This window comes from Pseudomonas sp. B21-048 (genome assembly GCF_024748615.1).
In the GTDB taxonomy this organism is placed as follows: Bacteria; Pseudomonadota; Gammaproteobacteria; order Pseudomonadales; family Pseudomonadaceae; genus Aquipseudomonas.
Window position 1 is genome coordinate 223,001 of the sequence record NZ_CP087168.1, and the last position, 17,672, is coordinate 240,672.

General features: G+C 58.3%; 18 protein-coding genes. 2 read left to right on the forward strand and 16 right to left on the reverse strand.

Going from position 1 to position 17,672, the window contains the following annotated elements:
- Positions 1–64: 64 nt before the first annotated feature.
- The 8 genes from LOY56_RS01005 to LOY56_RS01040 form a co-directional block, all read right to left on the reverse strand.
- Complete coding sequence (locus LOY56_RS01005; protein WP_258618890.1) at positions 65–1,423, reverse strand: LLM class flavin-dependent oxidoreductase; 1,359 nt, start codon at positions 1,421–1,423, stop codon at positions 65–67.
- On the reverse strand, positions 1,423–2,616 hold the full coding sequence (locus LOY56_RS01010; RefSeq protein WP_258618891.1) for an SfnB family sulfur acquisition oxidoreductase: 1,194 nt from the start codon (positions 2,614–2,616) through the stop codon (positions 1,423–1,425). Before LOY56_RS01010 ends, LOY56_RS01005 begins: the two co-directional genes overlap by 1 nt.
- A gap of 5 nt (positions 2,617–2,621) precedes the next feature.
- On the reverse strand, positions 2,622–3,863 hold the full coding sequence (locus LOY56_RS01015) for an SfnB family sulfur acquisition oxidoreductase (protein WP_258618893.1): 1,242 nt from the start codon (positions 3,861–3,863) through the stop codon (positions 2,622–2,624).
- A 252-nt stretch (positions 3,864–4,115) separates the two neighbouring features.
- Positions 4,116–4,874, reverse strand: coding sequence for a hypothetical protein (locus tag LOY56_RS01020; protein ID WP_258618895.1), 759 nt, complete (start codon positions 4,872–4,874; stop codon positions 4,116–4,118).
- A 510-nt stretch (positions 4,875–5,384) separates the two neighbouring features.
- Complete coding sequence (tcyN, locus tag LOY56_RS01025; protein ID WP_258618897.1) at positions 5,385–6,134, reverse strand: L-cystine ABC transporter ATP-binding protein TcyN; 750 nt, start codon at positions 6,132–6,134, stop codon at positions 5,385–5,387.
- A gap of 4 nt (positions 6,135–6,138) precedes the next feature.
- The gene (tcyL, locus tag LOY56_RS01030; protein WP_052962896.1) at positions 6,139–6,804 is read right to left on the reverse strand and encodes a cystine ABC transporter permease; all 666 of its coding nucleotides are present in this window, start codon (positions 6,802–6,804) and stop codon (positions 6,139–6,141) included.
- Positions 6,804–7,598, reverse strand: a complete 795-nt coding sequence (tcyJ, locus tag LOY56_RS01035) for a cystine ABC transporter substrate-binding protein (protein ID WP_258618900.1) — start codon at positions 7,596–7,598, stop codon at positions 6,804–6,806. Before tcyJ ends, tcyL begins: the two co-directional genes overlap by 1 nt.
- Before the next feature lie 238 nt (positions 7,599–7,836).
- Complete coding sequence (locus LOY56_RS01040) at positions 7,837–8,829, reverse strand: D-cysteine desulfhydrase (RefSeq protein ID WP_258618903.1); 993 nt, start codon at positions 8,827–8,829, stop codon at positions 7,837–7,839.
- A 190-nt stretch (positions 8,830–9,019) separates the two neighbouring features.
- Between LOY56_RS01040 and epsC the strand changes: the two genes are divergently transcribed.
- The gene (epsC, locus tag LOY56_RS01045) at positions 9,020–9,946 is read left to right on the forward strand and encodes a serine O-acetyltransferase EpsC (RefSeq protein ID WP_258618905.1); all 927 of its coding nucleotides are present in this window, start codon (positions 9,020–9,022) and stop codon (positions 9,944–9,946) included.
- 172 nt (positions 9,947–10,118) lie between these two features.
- Here the strand turns inward: epsC and LOY56_RS01050 are convergent, their stop codons facing one another.
- Entirely contained in the window at positions 10,119–10,379 is a 261-nt protein-coding gene (locus tag LOY56_RS01050) for a hypothetical protein (RefSeq protein ID WP_258618906.1), read from the reverse strand.
- A gap of 401 nt (positions 10,380–10,780) precedes the next feature.
- Between LOY56_RS01050 and mgrA the strand changes: the two genes are divergently transcribed.
- A complete protein-coding gene (mgrA, locus tag LOY56_RS01055) occupies positions 10,781–11,818 on the forward strand; it encodes an L-glyceraldehyde 3-phosphate reductase (protein WP_258618909.1) in 1,038 nt (345 codons plus the stop codon).
- Between the two features lie 84 nt (positions 11,819–11,902).
- Here the strand turns inward: mgrA and LOY56_RS01060 are convergent, their stop codons facing one another.
- The 7 genes from LOY56_RS01060 to tauA form a co-directional block, all read right to left on the reverse strand.
- Positions 11,903–13,105 carry an XRE family transcriptional regulator gene (locus LOY56_RS01060; protein WP_258618912.1) on the reverse strand — a complete coding sequence of 401 codons (1,203 nt, stop codon included), beginning with the start codon at positions 13,103–13,105 and terminating at the stop codon, positions 11,903–11,905.
- A gap of 3 nt (positions 13,106–13,108) precedes the next feature.
- Positions 13,109–13,414, reverse strand: coding sequence for a hypothetical protein (locus tag LOY56_RS01065; protein ID WP_258618914.1), 306 nt, complete (start codon positions 13,412–13,414; stop codon positions 13,109–13,111).
- A gap of 72 nt (positions 13,415–13,486) precedes the next feature.
- Positions 13,487–13,786: a hypothetical protein gene (locus tag LOY56_RS01070; protein ID WP_258618917.1), complete on the reverse strand. Its 300-nt coding sequence runs from the start codon at positions 13,784–13,786 to the stop codon at positions 13,487–13,489.
- Between the two features lie 135 nt (positions 13,787–13,921).
- Positions 13,922–14,764, reverse strand: coding sequence for a taurine dioxygenase (gene tauD / locus LOY56_RS01075; protein ID WP_258618921.1), 843 nt, complete (start codon positions 14,762–14,764; stop codon positions 13,922–13,924).
- A gap of 38 nt (positions 14,765–14,802) precedes the next feature.
- Positions 14,803–15,636 (reverse strand): taurine ABC transporter permease TauC, encoded by an 834-nt coding sequence (gene tauC, locus LOY56_RS01080; protein WP_258618924.1) that lies wholly within the window; start codon positions 15,634–15,636, stop codon positions 14,803–14,805.
- Positions 15,633–16,427, reverse strand: coding sequence for a taurine ABC transporter ATP-binding subunit (gene tauB / locus LOY56_RS01085; RefSeq protein ID WP_258618926.1), 795 nt, complete (start codon positions 16,425–16,427; stop codon positions 15,633–15,635). Before tauB ends, tauC begins: the two co-directional genes overlap by 4 nt.
- Positions 16,428–16,443: 16 nt before the next feature.
- Positions 16,444–17,421, reverse strand: a complete 978-nt coding sequence (gene tauA, locus LOY56_RS01090) for a taurine ABC transporter substrate-binding protein (RefSeq protein ID WP_123721711.1) — start codon at positions 17,419–17,421, stop codon at positions 16,444–16,446.
- Between the last annotated feature and the right edge of the window lie 251 nt (positions 17,422–17,672).

Sequence of the window (17,672 nt, forward strand, 5' to 3'; positions counted from 1 at the left end):
CGATGACGCAGAGCGTCACTGGCTGCATTCCCACGCAGAGCGTGGGAACGATCAGGGTCGGGGGTTAGTGTCGGTAGTGGGATCCGGTATGTTGCTCAGGCAAATGCGCTTCGCCGTGAAACAGCTTTTCCCGCAGGCTGCCGTCGTCGTAAGCGGTCTTGTACGACCCTCTGCGTTGCAACTCCGGAATCACTAGTTCAATGAAATCCACATAGCTTTCCGGCGTAACGATCCGCGTCAGGTTGAAGCCATCCAGACCGGTTTCCGCGATCCACGACTCCAGCTTGTCAGCGACTTGCTCAGGCGAGCCGACCACAGTGATGTAGCGGCCACCGAGGGCGTGTTGTTCCAGCAATTTGCGGCGGGTCCAGTCGTTGTTTTGCAGATTTTTGGTGGCGGACTGGATGGCGTTGCTCTTCACGTACTGAATCGGTTCGTCGAGTTCGTACTCGGAAAAATCAATCCCGGTCGACGCCGAGAAGTGCGCCACACCGGCCTCGGCACTGGCGTAGCTCAGGTACTCGGCATGCTTGGCCCAGGCCAGCTCTTCCGTCTCACCGACAATCACGTTCAAGCCCATGAACACCTTGATGTCCTCGGGATTGCGCCCGGCCTCGACGGCGCTGGCGCGAGCCTTGTCCACCTGAATCCTGGTCGCCGGTTTGTTCTGGCCGCTGATGAACACGCACTCGGCATGCCGACCGGCGAACTGCAAACCGCGATCGGAACTGCCGGCCTGGAACAGCACCGGCGTGCGTTGCGGCGACGGCTCGCAGAGGTGATAACCCTCGACCTGATAGAACTCGCCCTTGTGCTCGACCTTGTGCACCTTGTCTGGCTGGGCGTAGATCCGCTGTTCGCGGTCGTTGAGCACCGCGTCGTTTTCCCAACTGCCTTCCCAGAGTTTGTAGAGTACTTGCAGGTATTCGTCGGCCTGGTCGTAGCGGCGGTCGTGTTCCACCTGTTCGCTCAGGCCCATGGCCTTGGCGGCGCTGTCGAGGTAGCCGGTGACGATGTTCCAGCCGACCCGCCCACGGCTCAAATGATCCAGCGTCGACAGGCGTCGGGCGAACAGATACGGCGGTTCGTAGGTCAGGTTGGCGGTCAGGCCGAAGCCGAGGTTTTTGGTGACGGCGGCCATGGCCGAGACCAGCAGCAGCGGGTCGTTGACCGGTAGCTGGATCGATTCTTTGAGCGGCACGTCCACCGAGTTTTGATAGACGTCGTACACGCCGACGATGTCGGCGATGAACAGACCGTCGAACAGTCCGCGTTCCAGCAACTGAGCCAGTTCGGTCCAGTATTCGATGGTTTTGTATTGGGTGGAATTGTCCCGTGGATGCGTCCACAGGCCATGGTTGATGTGCCCGATGCAATTCATGTTGAACGCGTTGAGCAGGATTTTCTTTTTGGCATCAGCCATCAGATGGTCCCCCGCAACGGCGGGTTTTCATCGTTGAGGTAGTAATTGCCTATCGCGTGATACTTCCAGCGCACCGGATCGTGCAGGGTGTGCACCCGGGCGTTGCGCCAGTGGCGATCCAGACCGTGTTCGGCCAGGGTTGCCTGACTGCCGGCCAGTTCGAACAACGTGCTGCCGGCGGCGAGGGAGATTTCGGTGCTGATGGCCCGGGCTTCGGCGACGGCAATTGATGCGGCGGCGACGGTCTGGGCATTGGTGTCGGCCTGGGCCTCGTCGAGGAATTCGCCGGAGCGTTCCAGCAAGGCTTCGGTGGCGTGCAGGCGAATGCTCAAGTGGCCGAAACTTCTGATCGTCAGCGGGTCTTCGGTGGCTTTGTCGTTGCCGGAATCAATCCATGGCCGGGTCTTGGTGCGCACAAAATGCAGGGCATCTTCGTAAGCGGCGCGGGCGATGCCGGTGTCGATGGCGGCGTGGAGAATCTGCGCCAGCGGGCCGACGGTGGTCGGGCGCTCGAACGCGCTTTGAAACGGGATCACGTCCTCGGCGGCGACGTAGACATCCTCGAACACCACCGAACCGCTGCCGGTGGTGCGCTGGCCGAAGCCGCTCCAGTCGTCGATCACCGTCAGGCCTTTGCTGTTGCGCGGGACGAAGGCCAGTTGCTGCACGCCGTTTTCGTCCACCACTGATGTCGGGATACGCTGGGCGTAAATGGCGCCGGTGGCGTAGAACTTGCGACCGTTGATGCGGTAGCCGTTACCATCGCGAGTCAGGCTGGTGACGCGATCATGGGCGGTTTTTGTGCCCAGTTCCGCGAGTGCGTTGCCGAAGCGCTGGCCGGCCAACACTTCGGCGTACAGGCGTTTTTTCTGCTCATCGGTGCCGTTCACGCGAAGCACTTCGAGGGCGTAGAAATGGTTCTGGGGAATTTGTCCGAGAGAGCCATCGGCCTGGGCGATCAGCGCGATGACCTTGGCCAGGGTGACGTTGGAAACCCCAGCGCCACCGTATTCTTTTGGCACACTGATGCCCCAAAGACCCGAACGGGAAAACACTTCCAGTTCCGGGTATGGCAAACGACGTTCGCGGTCGCGCAGGGCGCTGTTGCGTTTGAAATCATCGGCCAGGTCACCGGCGACAATCAGGGCTTGTTCATCGCTGGTGATGACTGCGACGTGGTGAGAAAGAGTCATGGTTGTTAAATCCAGGAATGGCGGGCCGGTAATGCGCCGTTGAGGTGATAGGCGCCGACCGCGTGATATTTCCAGCGCACCGGGTCGTGCAGCGTGTGCACCCGGGCGTTGCGCCAGTGGCGGTCGAGGTTGAATTCGGCGAGGGTGGCGCGGCTGCCGGCCAGCTCGAAGAGCTTTTCGCTGGCCAGCAGCGAGATCTCGGTGGTCAGTACTTTGGCTTCAGCCACGGCAATCGAGGCGTGTGCAGCGGACTCGGCGGTGAGCGGCGCGGCGTTGACCTGATCGAGTACTTGGCCTGCCTTGCGCAGCAGCGCTTCGGCGGCGTGCAGTTCGATTTTCAGCTTGCCGATGTCGGCGATCACGTAGAGGTCGTCGCTGGCGCGCTCGACCTTGGCGTCGATCCACGGCCGTGCACGCGTTTTCACGAACTCGATGGCGTCATCGATGGCACCCCGGGCGATGCCGGCGTCGATGGCAGCTTGAATCAATTGCGACACGGCGCCTTGGGTATTCGGGCTGTCGTTGATCTTCCAGTTATCCACCACCAGCTCGGCGTCGACCCGCACGTTGTTGAGCAAAAGGGTGCCACTGGCGGTGGTGCGCTGGCCGAAACCCGACCAGTCATCAACGATACGCAACCCCGGTGTTCCGCGACGAACGAAGGCCAGCACTTGCTTGCCATCGTCGTTCAGCGCCTTGACGGCCACCCAGTGGGCAAACAGGGCCCCGGTGGAATAGAACTTCTGCCCATTGATGACGAAGCCATCACTGTCGGCAGTGATCCGTGCCTTGAGCTCCAGGGTATTTTTGGTCCCGCGCTCCGGTCCCGCGTTACCGATTCGCCAGCCTTCCAGCACGCTTTTGAACAGCTGTTTTTTCTGCGACTCGGTGGCGCTGCCGAGTATCAGGTTGAGAATCCCGAACTGGTTCTGCGGGATCTGCCCCAAAGCCGGGTCGGCCGCGGAAATGATCGCGAATACCGAGGCTAAGGTGACGAATGAAACCTGCGGGCCACCGTACTCTCGCGGGATGGCAATGCTGCCCAGGCCGCTGCGGGTGAACTGTTCGATTTCCGACCACGGCAGCTTGCGCTGCTGGTCACGTTTGGCGGCTTGCAGGCGGGCGACTTGCGCCAGCTCATGGGCAGCCTTGATGGCTTGTGCGTCGTTGCGCAAGACCTGCGCGGGCAACAACAACGGGGCGATGTCCAGATCACTCTGGACGATTGCATCTGCCAGACTGGACATCAGTGCCGCTCCTTGGCTGCACGCAATGCCCTGGCGATTTGCACTGGGGTGATTGTGTTCCGGACCATACCTACCTCACATCTCATGAAAGCGCCGCAAGTTGCGGCGAACGAAAAACACGAATGTCCGGTGGTCCGGTGTATATACCCTAAACGTGTATAAATAATTAATGAACTAACTTTTAGGAATATGTATAGAAGTTCGTCATCCTTTGAATCACCAAGATCGCAGCCTTCAGCTGCTACAAGGACCTCATCGACTGCGGGGCTCTGCGGCTTTGAGCGCTTCTTTGGGCGGCACCTTGAGATAGGGATTGGCACAGCCGATTTTCAGTGTGCGTGCCGGTGCCCATCGCGAGTTATTACCCACGCGGTCGAGGATGCAGTAAGTCACTTCCAGTCGAAGGTCTTCGCCGGCTTCGAGAATGATCGCCGGGGGCACCCAGACCTGAATCGGCTGACCCACATCGCAAGCCTTGAGCTTGGGCAGGTCCATGCGCACATCGCCCCAGCGCAGGGTGATTTCGTCGTCGGCGGCCATGTTCAGGTACGGTTCGATGGTCAACGGCACACCGCGTTTGACCTGGTTCGAATTGACCCCCTGACGGCGAATGGTCTCTGGGATGAATACGGGCGCCAGGCTCTGGTTTTCCTCATTGCAAAGAAGCAGGCCGCCCGGGCAATCGAGTTTGATCTGGACCCGCGCCGCCGGTGATACCGCCGGCCCTTGCCCGACCTGCATGACCTTGTAATGGACGCGTGCAGAACCATTGGCAATGAAACTTTCCGGCACCCGCAGGCTCACGGCTTCGCTATTGTGGTCGGCCCCCAACACCCTGGAGGCGACATAGCAGTTGTCCCAGAACAGCTCGATCAGATCCCCTTCGTCCATGCCGGGGTAGGGTGGCACATCGATCATAAGATGAGCGGCCGAGGTGATGTTGATACCGGCCTTGTGGCTTTGCGCCAGGGTCGGGGCTGCAAGTTCGGGTTTGTTCGAAGTGCTTGTCATGGGGTTTCTCTCCTTGAAGCCTTGCCGCGAAGTCCATTTCTGAAAGATCGAAAGGCGTGAATTACCAAGCAACAAAACGATTCACTATTTGCGCGCTTAAACAATAATTGAGTGTGGTGGCTGTTGCCTGTTGGGGACTAGATAAGAGTGCGGTTGAATAGGTGTCAATAGCGTTGGTTGGTTAAAGGTTAGTTCTTGCGTGATTCAGAAAATTCCTACGCGCCGTGGTTAATAAACCGCATCGCTCTGTCGAATATAGGCCGGTATTTGGTGGGTTTTATGCCTCCGAGGCAGCAACTCTTTGAGCGTGGGCAGCGAGGTGATTTATAAATTTTAGGCGATATGAATCTGTTGCAGGACATATATATATGTACCGCATCGGGCGGTGGGAAGTTATTTATGATGGAGGCGAATCATGTGGTTCGTTGAAAGCGGGTATGCGATTTTTATAAAGCGGAGTTAATGCCACTTCCATCCATGGAAGTTGACAACTTTTCGAGTGTGGCAGAACTAAGCGTTATTAAGAAACTTGCTGAGAAACTGCTTCGTCCGTTCCTCTTTCGGATGGGCAAACAGTGCCTTGGCTTCACCTTGTTCGACGATCACACCCTTGTCGAAAAACACCACGCGGTTGGCCACGTCCCGGGCAAAGCCCATTTCGTGGGTAACGATCACCATGGTGCGTTTCTCCTCGGCCAGGCCGCGGATGGTCGCCAACACTTCGCCCACCAGCTCCGGGTCCAGCGCCGAGGTCGGTTCATCGAACAGGATCACTTCCGGTTCCATCGCCAACGCCCGGGCAATCGCCACACGCTGTTGCTGACCGCCGGAGAGGCGTCGCGGGTAAGCGTCTTCCTTGCCCGCCAGGCCGACCTTGGCCAACAGCTTTTTACCCAGGGCAACGGCTTCGGCGCGTGGGATCTTTTTCACCACCAACGGGCCTTCGATGACGTTTTCCAGGGCCGTGCGATGGGGGAACAGGTTGAAGTTCTGGAACACGAAACCCACGTGCTGGCGCAAGCGCCGTACCAGGCTCTGCTGCTGGTTCAGGGGACGGCTGCCATCGATCTCGATATCGCCGACCTTGATCCGGCCGCTGCTAGGCTCCTCGAGAAAGTTCAGACAACGCAGGAAGGTGGTCTTGCCCGAGCCGCTGGGGCCGATGATCGCCACCACTTCGCCTTCCTTCACCTGCAGATCGATGCCATTGAGCACCACCTGACCCTTGAACTGCTTTGTCAGTTTTTCCACGACAATCATTGGGTCAGGACTCCTGGTCGTGCCGATTGACCCGCGCTTCCAACTGGTTCTGCAGGTGCGATAGTACAGTCGCCAGAACCCAGTAGATCAGCGCAGCGGCAAGATACATGGTGAAAATTTCGAAGGTACGGGCGGTGATCAGCTGCGCTTGGCGGAACAGTTCCGGCACCTGAATGGTGGCTGCCAACGCGGTGTCCTTGACCAGCGAGATGAAGCTGTTGCCCAAAGGTGGCAAGGCTGTGCGCGCCGCTTGCGGCAGGATGGCCCGGCGCAGGGTTTGCGCGCGGGTCATGCCGATACTGGCGGCGGCTTCCCATTGGCCGCGCTCGATGGAACTGATGGCGGCACGCAGGATTTCGCAGGCGTAGGCGGCCATGTTCAGCGAGAAGCCGATCAGGGCCGCCGGCAGCGGATCAAGTTCGATGCCCAATTGCGGCAAGCCGTAATAAATCACGAACAATTGCACCAGCAACGGCGTGCCGCGAAAGAACGAAACGTAGACGCGGGCGATCCAGCTCACCAGTTTGAAGCGCGACAGCCGCATCAATGCCAGGCCGAAGCCCATCAGCAAGCCGAAGAACATTCCGCCCAGGCTCAGGATGACGGTGTAGTACGCGCCCTTGAGCAGAAAGGGCGCGGAGTCCAGCGCAAGTTGGAAAGCTTCTCCCATTATTGAGTGACGTCAGCGCTGAAGTATTTTTCCGACAGCTTTTTCAGCGTACCGTCAGCACGCAGCTTGTCGATGGCCTTGTTCACCGCAGCCAGCAGCTCAGGCTCGCCTTTGCGCAGGGCAATACCGGCTTCCAGGCGGGAGAACGCTTCGCCAGCGGCGGCAGTGTCCTTGGCCTTCCTGGCATATTCCAGCGCGGCCAGGCGGTCGATCAGAATGGCGTCGATGCGGCCGACGCGCAGATCCTGGAACTTGCTCGGATCATCTTCGTAGGTGCGCACGTCAGCCTTAGGCACATTCTCTTTCACCCACTGCTCGTAGTTGGTGCCCAGACCTACGCCGACTTTCTTGCCGGCCAGGTCAGCGGCGGTCTTGATGGTGTCTTTGTTTTTGGTCAGGGTCAGCGCCTGAATCCCGGAAACGGTGTAAGGCGTGGAGAAGTCGTACTTCTTCTTGCGCTCTTCGGTGATGGTCACCTGGTTGATCACCGCGTCCAGACGCTTGGATTCCAGGGCGGCGAGGATGCCTTCCCATTTGGTCGGCTGCAGTTTGACCTTCACGCCCAGCTCTTTGGCCAAGGCTTCGGAGAACTCGACTTCGAAGCCGCTCAGTTTGCCGGCCTCGTCGACGAAGCTGAACGGTGGATAAGTGCCTTCCAGGCCGATGTTGATCACACCTTTGTCCTTGATTTGTTGCAGCTGCTCACCAGCAACCGCTTGCCCGAGCAGGCCGGCGCTTAGCGCCAGGCCCAGCGAGCCCACCAGCAGATTTCGACGTAATGCAGAAAAATTCATGACAAGCCCCTGTGTTTTCTTGGAAGACGCTTAAGGAAAGTTGGCAAATTCGGGATTTGAACGACTGCGATATCCTGCCCTAAAGCAGCTTATGCGTCTTGCTGCAAATTCGCCTGCGGCGCGACTATATGATCTTGTCTTTAGATAGGAAAATACTAAATATTCAATTTGTTATTCTTTTTTGAGATATTCCAAGCGTCACGGGCTGCATTCCCACGCAGAGCGTGGGAATGATCAGTTACAGAAAGTCTTTGTAGGCAAACAACGCCGGCGCCCCACCGGTGTGCAGGAAGATGATCGGGCCGTCATTGAAGCGCTGGCGCCCGATGCCGTCGAGCAAACCGGCCATGGCCTTGCCGGTATACACCGGATCCAGCAACAACCCTTCCTGACTCGCCAGCAACTTCAGCGCCGCCAGTGTCCCGGCATTCGGTTCGCCATAACGCGGGCCGAAATATTCGTCCCACAGTTCGATTTTGAAATGCGCTGGCAGGCTCACGCCCAGCAGCTCGGCCGTGCGCTCGGCGAGGCCCTGGACTTTCGGTCGTTGCGCTTCATCGCTGCGAGAAACCGTTACGCCGATCACTGGCAAATCCGGCAGTGCTTCGCTCAATGCCAGCGCCAGGCCGCTGTGGGTGCCAGCACTGCCGGACGCCAGCACCACGGCGGCGAAATTCAGCCCGGTGTCCTTGATCTGTTCGGCCAGTTCCAGGCCTGCACGGACATAACCCAAAGCGCCCAATGCATTCGAGCCACCAATCGGCACCCGATACGGCTTTTTACCGTTGCTGCGCAGACGCCCGGCAAGCGCTTCCAGTTGCTCGTCGGCATTGTCGAGGTTTTCCACCAACTCGACCTTGGCATCGAACAGGTCCAGCAACAGCCGATTGCCGTTGCCGACATAGTTGCTGTCGTCCGTGCCGAGGGGATTTTCCAGTAGCGCCACGCAGCCCAGGCCAAGCTTGGCCGCAATGGCAGCGGTCTGGCGCACGTGGTTGGACTGTATCGCGCCAGCAGTGATCAACGTATCAGCGCCCTTTGCCTGCGCATCGGCGGCCAGGTATTCGAGTTTGCGCAGCTTGTTGCCGCCCAGTGCCAATGGCGTCAAGTCATCGCGTTTGACGTACACACCGCGGCCCAGCCAGGTCGACAGGCGTTCGAGTTTTTCCAGGGGAGTAGGATGACCGAGCAGGTCGAGGCGGTTAAAGCGGGCAAGCTGTTGTTTGATCATGGGTCCGTACTGGCGGAAGAAGATGACAGGACTATAGGCACGGGTATTTAGTGGGGCAACTGCCCATCGCTTATAGCCAAAAGTATTAAGCACAGCACTATTGGTTCTTAATTCGGCTGCAAGGCGTTGCCGTAAAGTAATCGCGGTTAACGCGGCCAGACAGTCCGGCCGCCCGTGAGGAGTTTTTACCGTGAGCGAGCGTTCCAGCCATTGGCAATTGCAGACCATCGTCAGCCAACTGCGTACAGCGCGCGATCAGTGGCGCGCACAAAACGGCCGAGCCAGCGGCGAGCAAGGCGGTCGCGAGTTGCCGTCCCGAGCGGCCATGGCGGACATTCTCGAAGCCTTGTGTGGTGCGCTGTTCCCGATGCGATTGGGGCCGGTGGATTTGCGCGAGGAAAGTGAAGATTTCTACGTCGGCCATACGCTCGACGTGGCGTTGAACGCGCTGCTGGCTCAGGCTCGGCTCGAACTGCGTTACGCCGCGCGCCACAGCGCCCAGGCCAACACTGAAGTCGAGGCCAAAACCATTCAGATCATTCAGGATTTCGCCCTCGCTCTGCCGGGGTTGCGCAGCCTGTTGGACACCGACGTGCTGGCGGCCTATCACGGCGATCCGGCGGCTCGCAGTGTCGATGAAGTGTTGCTCTGCTATCCGGGGATTCTGGCGGTGATTCACCATCGCCTGGCCCACCATTTGTACCGCGCCGGGTTGCCGATGCTGGCGCGGATCAGCGCCGAAATCGCCCACTCGGCCACGGGCATCGACATCCATCCGGGAGCGCAGATCGGTCGCAGTTTTTTCATCGATCACGGGACAGGTGTGGTGATCGGCGAGACCGCGATCATTGGCGAGCGCGTGCGGATTTATCAGGCGGTGACCTTGGGCGCCAAGCGCTTTCCGGCGGAAGAAGACGGCCAGTTGCAAAAGGGCCATCCGCGGCATCCGATCGTCGAGGACGATGTGGTGATCTATGCCGGCGCGACGATTCTGGGGCGGATCACCATCGGCAAGGGGTCGACCATTGGCGGCAACGTCTGGCTGACCCGCAGCGTGCCGGCGGGGTGCAACCTGACCCAGGCGAATCTGCAGCATGATGATGGGACGCAGAAGTAAGGCACCCCGATTGTACGTCTCTCCCTGAGCGATCATTCCCACGCTCCCGCGTGGGAATGATCAAGGGATGCTCCGCGTTCCAGGGCCGCCGATGCAGTGTCTGGCACCGTTGTGACGCAGAGCGTGGGAACGATCGCGATAACTCCCACGTCATACCCATCTTTGAGTCTTTCTAGGTATCAGTACTCAACACCATGAACAGCACCAGCGCCGCCACCGGTACACCGAACACGGCGCTGCCGACCACCAGTTCCGTGCTCAACGGCTGGCCGGCGTTGACGATGCCGACCGCGCCGTTGATCAAGGTCAACGCCAGCCACAGCACGACAAAGCTGAAGGCCAGGGTCTGGCGAGGGAAACCGATTTTCTCGCCGATGAACAGCATCAGTGCCAGCAGAAGCAAACCGAAGAAGATGATGATTGCTGTGTGCATGGTGGAGCTCCGCCCTTCAGATGTGTATTGCCCTTGAGGCCGTCTTCGCGGGCAAGTCACGCTCCCACAGGGTTTGTATCGAACGGTAATGCCGTGAACGACACGATCGCTGTGGGAGCAGGCTTGCCCGCGAAGGCGTCCTTGCTGATTCATCCCTATATATATCGAGCATAGTTAAACCAACCCACCATTCACCCAAGCCAGCCTCGGCGATTGCAGGCCTGAGGTTGATCCAGTGCCCGCACTACCGAATGGAAACGCTGATTTCGGTCAGATTTAATAATCTGTGAAACGTTTCAGTATTTTCTCGAGTCCGAGATTTATCGGCGTTTGTCCGGGCGTATGCTGGGCAACTTGCAAAGCAGTCGATACCACATTCAAGACAGACAAGAGAGGATTCGATGACCTACACCGCTGCCGAAAACCGCTACGATTCCATCCCTTACCGCCGTGTAGGCCGCAGCGGGCTGGTGCTGCCGGCACTGTCTCTGGGCTTGTGGCACAACTTCGGCGACAGCACGCCAATCGATACCCAGCGTTCGTTGCTGCGCACGGCATTCGATCTGGGCATCAACCACTTCGACCTGGCCAATAACTACGGCCCGCCGTACGGCAGCGCCGAGATAAACTTCGGTCGTTTGCTGCGTGAAGACTTCAAGCAGTACCGCGATGAGTTGATCATCTCCAGCAAGGCCGGTTGGGACATGTGGGCCGGCCCTTACGGTCAGGGCGGTGGTTCGCGCAAATACGTGCTGGCCAGCCTCGACCAGAGCCTGCAGCGCCTGGGCCTCGACTACGTAGACATCTTCTATTCCCATCGCTTCGACCCGGACACGCCGCTGGAAGAAACCGCCAGCGCACTGGCCACCGCGGTGCAGCAGGGCAAGGCGCTGTACATCGGTATCTCGTCGTATTCCGGGGTGAAAACCCGTGAAATCGCCGGGTTGCTGAAAGAGTGGAAAGTGCCGTTACTGATTCATCAACCGGCTTACAACCTGCTCAATCGCTGGGTGGAAAAGGACCTGCTGGACACCACCGATGAACTCGGTACCGGCGTGATCGCCTTCACGCCATTGGCTCAGGGGCTGTTGACCGACAAGTACCTCAATGGCGTGCCAGCGGATGCGCGGGTCAATCGTCCGGGTGGTGGTTCGTTGCAGGCGTCTCACCTGTCCGAAGCCAACATCGCCCAGGTGCGGGCGCTCAATGAAATCGCCAAACGTCGCGGTCAGAGCCTGGCGCAGTTGGCGCTGGCCTGGACCTTGCGGGATCCACGGGTGACCTCGGCGCTGATTGGCGCGAGCCGGCCGGAGCAGATCATCGAGAACGTCGGGGCGTTGAAGAATCTGAGTTTTAGCGTTGAAGAGTTGGCGGAGATTGACCGGTTTGCCCAGGAAGGTGGGGTCAATCTTTGGGAGAAGCCTTCGACGGCTGAGTAAATTCGTTCGAGGGTCAAGAGCCGAATCAAGCATCCCCTCGCGGGAGAAGGGATGCGTGATTTACTTTGAGGGGCGACGCGGTCGTTATTTTTTGCTTGGGAAGCCTAGTATCTCTGCTGTTTCATTGAAAAATGTATCCCTCGCAGATCTCTTTCTGAGCTGCATGTCGATCACCTGCGATTGATCTGGAAGGGTAAAGTAACCCTTATCAAGGCTACACAGGCTTTCCAGAATCGGCAGAGGTAGTCCCAGTAGCTGTCTGACTTGAGATCGGGAAAGTACCTTGTTTTCCACGAGCATCTTTACGCCTTGAGCAATTAACTGCGGCCTTTCAAAATCGAAATCGCCATCCAGAGGCTCGCCTTTGACCCAGCCCCTTGCTGACCTGGCTTTCCACAATCTTGTTGTCGTGGTGTCATTGATTATCTCTAGGTCTAGACATCTACGAACCATCGCTGCCACAGACACTTTCCAGCGTGGTTTCAGTGCTAGCAAGGTATCCAGCGTAGGCCAGCGAATCTCCCTTAAGAAACTTTCTGCTGGCATCAGGAATGCACTTGCCAATCGATGTGCCTGTGATTCAAGCAACGCGTAATTCGATTCGTACTGTTCCTTGGAAATTTGCCGATGGAGAACGATATGTCCAAGCTCGTGGGCCGCATCGAATCGATTTCGTATGCCGTTCGCCTTATCTGCTACAAGGAGTACATAAGGTCGCTGATCCAGCTCATACCAATTTGATACACCATCCATTTTCAGGTGGCCTAGCGTGGTTCGAGCGCAGACGATCCCGGCATTCTCCAGAACCTGAACGACATTGGGTATGGGAGCGATTCCCAGGCCCCATGCTTGACGACATTCGCTAGCCATTCGTTCGATTTCTTCGTCGGAAATCAGCAGGCAGTTGCTTTCTTCCAGATGAGGAACATTAACGGTGACGAATTCAAGGCTTTCCTGAAGTTTGTAGGAGATGTCTTGAAGCCATTCCAAGCGCACCTCCGCTATTTCTCTCGCATTAGCGGTGGCACTCACCTGTGAGCGGAAGAAAAACGGCGTGTTCTCACTCGTTACGATTTGCTCTTCTAAAAGCCAGTTTTCACTGACGCCAAAGACCTCGCATAACCGCTGGAAAGCATCGGCCTCCGGAACCTGGAGCCCGTTCTCCCATTTAGAAATATTTCCAGAGGCGCGTCCAACCATTTCGGCCAAGGCAGTCTGGGTTATACCGCACGTGAGCCGTAACTGTTTGAGACGCTCGGACTGAAAGCCCGCGACTCCAGTTCTCATGGTTCACCTCTTGGAATTTTGCTCATCATCAGTTTGGTCTTCGATTTCTTCAGCGCGGCGCATCTTATCTCGCAATTTCACCAATTCAATCGGTTTCTGATCAATTGCTGGGTTATCAGAGTAGCCCTGAAGAAGCTCTTCGAACGTGCAATCCATATGGAAGCCCTTACCGTTGAAATAAGGTATGGCCATCACGATCGCCACGGGCTCTGATTGATCTGCTGAACGTGGAGGTGGTGCGTGGACTACGACGAGTGCATGGATCAATTGTTCGGAAACGGTGTGGGACAGCCCATCGATCCAATCCATCTGGGTTGACGCTAACGATTCGTTCAGCGATTTCAGTTCACTGCGGTGTTTCGCTGCGCGAACTTCTTTTTGTCAAGGCAAAACGACAGATGTGATGCGGAGTTTTCCCAGTTCCAATAGGACGTAACTGTGCCCTTTGGGGTCGGTTGATTTGATGAGCGGATTCCAGCGGGTCATACCTGCTAAGGCTTCTTGAGCAAGTGAGTGGCGTAAGTGTCCCCTCAGATCTTCTTGAGGGGTATGAATCAGGAGGTCATGCACCACTTTCGAAGCTTTTTGAAAGGTTTGAGGAATCAGGACGCCGAGTTCTTCAAAAAACTCTCTATCAACTTGCGCACGAATGAAGCTTTGAATTTCTTCTTTTGTGATCATGCGATTCATCACTCACTATTCGGTAAGCGGATTTTTACTTCATTTTTATTCGTTATGGAAGAGCGACCTGTTTTTTTATACAGCTTGTCAGACGAGTAGTGGCGTCAATTCGAATGTTACTTCTAGACTCAAGCGTCACCGAAAAAATGGCACATCCCCCAACACCGTCGCCCGCTGCATCACCCGCCGCGCCGGGCGGTAATCATCCACCGCGTGATGCTGGGTCACGCGGTTGTCCCAAAACGCGATGTCGTCTTTCTGCCAGCGCCAGCGGATGGTGAATTCCGGCCGTGTGGTGTGGGCGAACAGGAATTTCAGAATCACCTCGCTTTCCGTTTCCGACAGCTCATTGATCTTCGACGTGAACCCTTCATTGACGAACAACGACCGGCGCCCGCTCACCGGGTGCGTGCGAATCACCGGGTGCGATAACGGTGGGTTCTTGCGCCGGGCCTCTTCCCACTGGGCCAGCGCTTCTGGTGTATTGCCATAGCGTTCCAGCGGGAACGAACGGGTGAAATCGTGAGTAGCGGTCAGCCCTTCTAGCAAGGTTTTCATCGGCGTGGACAGCGCTTCATACGCCGCGATACCGCTGGCCCATAGCGTGTCGCCGCCAAATTCCGGCAGCAGTTTGGCGCTGAGCACCGCGCCCATGGCCGGGGTTGGCAGGAAGGTCACGTCGGTGTGCCAGATCGCGTTGTCCCGTACGTCTGTGACGGCGGTGTCGAGGATCAGCACTTCCGGCTGCTCAGGCACGTTCGGGTAGATTGGGTGAATGTGCAGGTCGCCGAAATAGGCGGCGAATCGCGCTTGTTGTTGCGGCTCGATCGGCTGGTCGCGGAAGAACAGCACTTGATGCTTGAGCAGCGCCTGTTCGATGGCGTCGCGTTGCTCCAGGTTCAGCGGCTGGCTGATGTCGACGCCGCTGATTTGCGCGCCGAGGGCGGAGCTTAAAGGGACGATGGTCAGGTGGCTCATGGTGGTTCTCTTTAATCCGGGGTTCCCACAATGAATATTCAATGAGCCTGGCCGTGCCATGGCACCAGTTTGCGTTGCAGCGCACGCAAGCCCATTTCCATGGCGAAGGCGATCAGCGCGATCACCAGAATCCCCAGCACCACCACATCAGTGACCAGAAATTGCGCGGCCGACTGCACCATGAAGCCCAAACCACTGGTGGCAGCGATCAATTCGGCGGCCACCAGCGTCGACCAACCGACACCCAGACCAATCCGCACGCCGGTCAAAATGTCCGGCAAGGCACTGGGCAGAATCACATGCCGAATCAACTGCGCCCGAGTCGCGCCCAACGACTGCGCGGCGCGCAATTTGGCCGGGTCGACGGTGCGCACGCCAGTGGCGGTGGCAATCGCGATCGGGGCGAAAATCGCCAGATAGATCAACAAGACTTTCGACAGCTCACCGATGCCGCACCAGATCACGATCAGCGGCAGATAAGCCAGCGGCGGAATCGGACGATAGAACTCGATCAGCGGATCGAGAATGCCGCGAGCGGTGCGGTTGTGGCCAATGGCGATGCCGACCGGCACGGCGGTCAGCACCGCGAAGCCCAGACCCAGGCCAATACGACTGAGGCTCGCGCCCAAATGCTGCCACAAGGTCGAATCCATGTAGCCGGTGGTCACCAGCAGCCAGCCTTTTTGCAGCACGGCGGAGGGTGGCGGCAGGAACAGTGGCTCGATCAAACCAGTGGCCGTCACGGCCCACCAGATCGCCAACAGCGCGATGAGAGTCAGCACGCTGATCCAGCGCGTGTTCAAACTGCGACGCAGCACAATGACCGTCGAGCCCGACTTCACCGTCGCGGCGGGAATTTCATAAGTGCTCATGCGCGCTCCTGCCGCTGGACGGCACTGCGTTGGGAGAACACTTTGGCGAGCACGTGTTCGCGGGTTTCGATAAAGCGCGGGTCGGATTTGATCGCCCGCGCCGATTCGCCAGCGGCGTAACGCTGACCGAAATCCAGACTCAGACGCTCGACGATTTGCCCGGGGTTTGGTGCCAGCAAAATCAGATCCGTGGCGAGGAACACCGCTTCTTCAATGTCATGGGTAATCAGGAACACCGGTTTGGCGGTGCGTTGCCAGACTTGCAGCAACAGCTCCTGCATCTGTTCGCGGGTGAAGGCGTCGAGGGCACCGAAGGGTTCATCCATCAGCAAAACCCGAGGGGCTGCGGCAAGTGCACGAGCGAGGCCGACACGTTGCTTCTGCCCGCCCGAGAGCTGCCAGATTCGGCGATTTTCGAAACCGGAAAGGCCCACCAGCGCGAGCATTTCCCGGGCACGGATTTCGCGTTTTTCCCGGGGGACGCCAGCCAGTTCCAGGCCGAAGCCGACGTTGGCCAGCACGTCCTGCCAAGGCAGCAGGGCGTCGTCCTGGAACACTACGCCGCGCTCGGCGCTCGGGCCTTTGACTGGCACGCCGTCAAGGGTGATGCGCCCGGCAGTGGGCTCGACGAAACCGGCAATCAGGTTCAACAGCGAGGTCTTGCCACTGCCGGACGGGCCGAGGGCGACCAGCAACTGCCGGGGCCCCAGGCTCAGGGAAATATCCGCCAGCACAGGTTCCGGGCTGCCGGGGTACTGTGCGCCGATGCGCTCCAGCTCAAGCAAAGCCATCGCGGTTAACTCCCGATCAGTTGGTGATGTACTTGGCGCTGACGTACGGCGCGTAGTCCGGCAGCACGGCCTCGACCTTGCCCTGTTCCTTGAGGAACACCGCAGTGTCGGTGATGGCCTTGGTGGTCGGCGCGCCGAGGGTGATCACCTGATCAGCCGCGAGCGGGAAGACGTTGCCTTGCAGCAGCAATGGAATGTCGCTGGCCTTGGCACCGGAGAGCTTCACCAGTTTGTCGACATTGCTTTGGTTGGCGAGCCAGGCTTTCGGGTCTTTGCGGTAGTCGGCGTAGGCATCGAGGGTCACTTTGGCGAACGCGGTGACGATTTCCGGGTGCTTCTCGGCGAAATCCTTACGCACGATCCAGGCATCGAAAGTCGGCGCGCCGAACTTGGCCAACTCGCCTGAGGTGATCAGCACTTTGCCGTTTTCCTTGGCCACGCCGAGCGCCGGGTCCCATACGTAAGTGGCGTCGATATCACCGCGTTTCCACGCAGCGATGATCGCCGGCGGGGCGAGGTTGAGTACGGTGACTTTCGATGGGTCGATGTTCCAGTGTTTCAGCGCGGCCAGCAGGCTGTAGTGACCGGTGGAAACGAACGGTACGGCGATTTTCTTGCCGATCAGGTCTTGCGGAGTCTTGATCCCGGAACCGTCGCGAGCGACCAGCGCTTCGGCGGCGCCGATCTGGGTGGCGATGAGGAAGGTTTCTACCGGGACTTTGCGAGTGATTGCCGCCGTCAGAGGGCTGGAACCGAGGTAGCCGATTTGCACATCGCCGGAAGCGATGGCGGCGATGATGTCGGCACCGCTGTCGAATTTGCGCCAGTCGATGTTGGCTTTGGTGGCTTTTTCGTAGGTACCGTCGGCTTGGGCGACTTTGGCGGGGTCAACGGTGGTCTGGTAGGCGACGGTCACATCTGCTGCCTGAGCCAGAAAACTCGCCGAAGCCAGAAACGCGGCGGCCAGAAGGCGAAGAGGGGAAGTCAGTTTCATCGGAAAGCTCCTTGTCAGGCGACCGAGAGTCGGCGTGAAAAGGAGACTAAATGATATAAGAATCCGAAAATAAATAACTTTTTCGAATTATCTTATGAGCGGAAAATTCTAAGAGAGACCGTTGTCGATCGTTCCCACGCTCCGCGTGGGAATGCAGCCGGTGACGCTCCGCGTCACCTGGACGCGGAGCGTCCCTTGAGGCATTACCACGCAGAGCGTGGGAACGATCGAGGAGCGAAGCTTGCCCGCGA

What these genes read in the sequence shown, in the direction of transcription:
- LOY56_RS01060 (WP_258618912.1), bottom strand. Translation starts at nt 13,105, where the DNA reads ATGAGAACTGGAGTCGCGGGCTTTCAGTCCGAGCGTCTCAAACAGTTA.
- tcyL (WP_052962896.1), bottom strand. Translation starts at nt 6,804, where the DNA reads ATGGGAGAAGCTTTCCAACTTGCGCTGGACTCCGCGCCCTTTCTGCTC.
- tcyN (WP_258618897.1), bottom strand. Translation starts at nt 6,134, where the DNA reads ATGATTGTCGTGGAAAAACTGACAAAGCAGTTCAAGGGTCAGGTGGTG.
- LOY56_RS01020 (WP_258618895.1), bottom strand. Translation starts at nt 4,874, where the DNA reads ATGACAAGCACTTCGAACAAACCCGAACTTGCAGCCCCGACCCTGGCG.
- LOY56_RS01010 (WP_258618891.1), bottom strand. Translation starts at nt 2,616, where the DNA reads ATGACTCTTTCTCACCACGTCGCAGTCATCACCAGCGATGAACAAGCC.
- LOY56_RS01050 (WP_258618906.1), bottom strand. Translation starts at nt 10,379, where the DNA reads ATGCACACAGCAATCATCATCTTCTTCGGTTTGCTTCTGCTGGCACTG.
- LOY56_RS01070 (WP_258618917.1), bottom strand. Translation starts at nt 13,786, where the DNA reads ATGATCACAAAAGAAGAAATTCAAAGCTTCATTCGTGCGCAAGTTGAT.
- tauC (WP_258618924.1), bottom strand. Translation starts at nt 15,636, where the DNA reads ATGAGCACTTATGAAATTCCCGCCGCGACGGTGAAGTCGGGCTCGACG.
- tauD (WP_258618921.1), bottom strand. Translation starts at nt 14,764, where the DNA reads ATGAGCCACCTGACCATCGTCCCTTTAAGCTCCGCCCTCGGCGCGCAA.
- tcyJ (WP_258618900.1), bottom strand. Translation starts at nt 7,598, where the DNA reads ATGAATTTTTCTGCATTACGTCGAAATCTGCTGGTGGGCTCGCTGGGC.
- LOY56_RS01065 (WP_258618914.1), bottom strand. Translation starts at nt 13,414, where the DNA reads ATGGATTGGATCGATGGGCTGTCCCACACCGTTTCCGAACAATTGATC.
- tauA (WP_123721711.1), bottom strand. Translation starts at nt 17,421, where the DNA reads ATGAAACTGACTTCCCCTCTTCGCCTTCTGGCCGCCGCGTTTCTGGCT.
- mgrA (WP_258618909.1), top strand. Translation starts at nt 10,781, where the DNA reads ATGACCTACACCGCTGCCGAAAACCGCTACGATTCCATCCCTTACCGC.
- LOY56_RS01005 (WP_258618890.1), bottom strand. Translation starts at nt 1,423, where the DNA reads ATGGCTGATGCCAAAAAGAAAATCCTGCTCAACGCGTTCAACATGAAT.
- LOY56_RS01040 (WP_258618903.1), bottom strand. Translation starts at nt 8,829, where the DNA reads ATGATCAAACAACAGCTTGCCCGCTTTAACCGCCTCGACCTGCTCGGT.
- LOY56_RS01015 (WP_258618893.1), bottom strand. Translation starts at nt 3,863, where the DNA reads ATGTCCAGTCTGGCAGATGCAATCGTCCAGAGTGATCTGGACATCGCC.
- tauB (WP_258618926.1), bottom strand. Translation starts at nt 16,427, where the DNA reads ATGGCTTTGCTTGAGCTGGAGCGCATCGGCGCACAGTACCCCGGCAGC.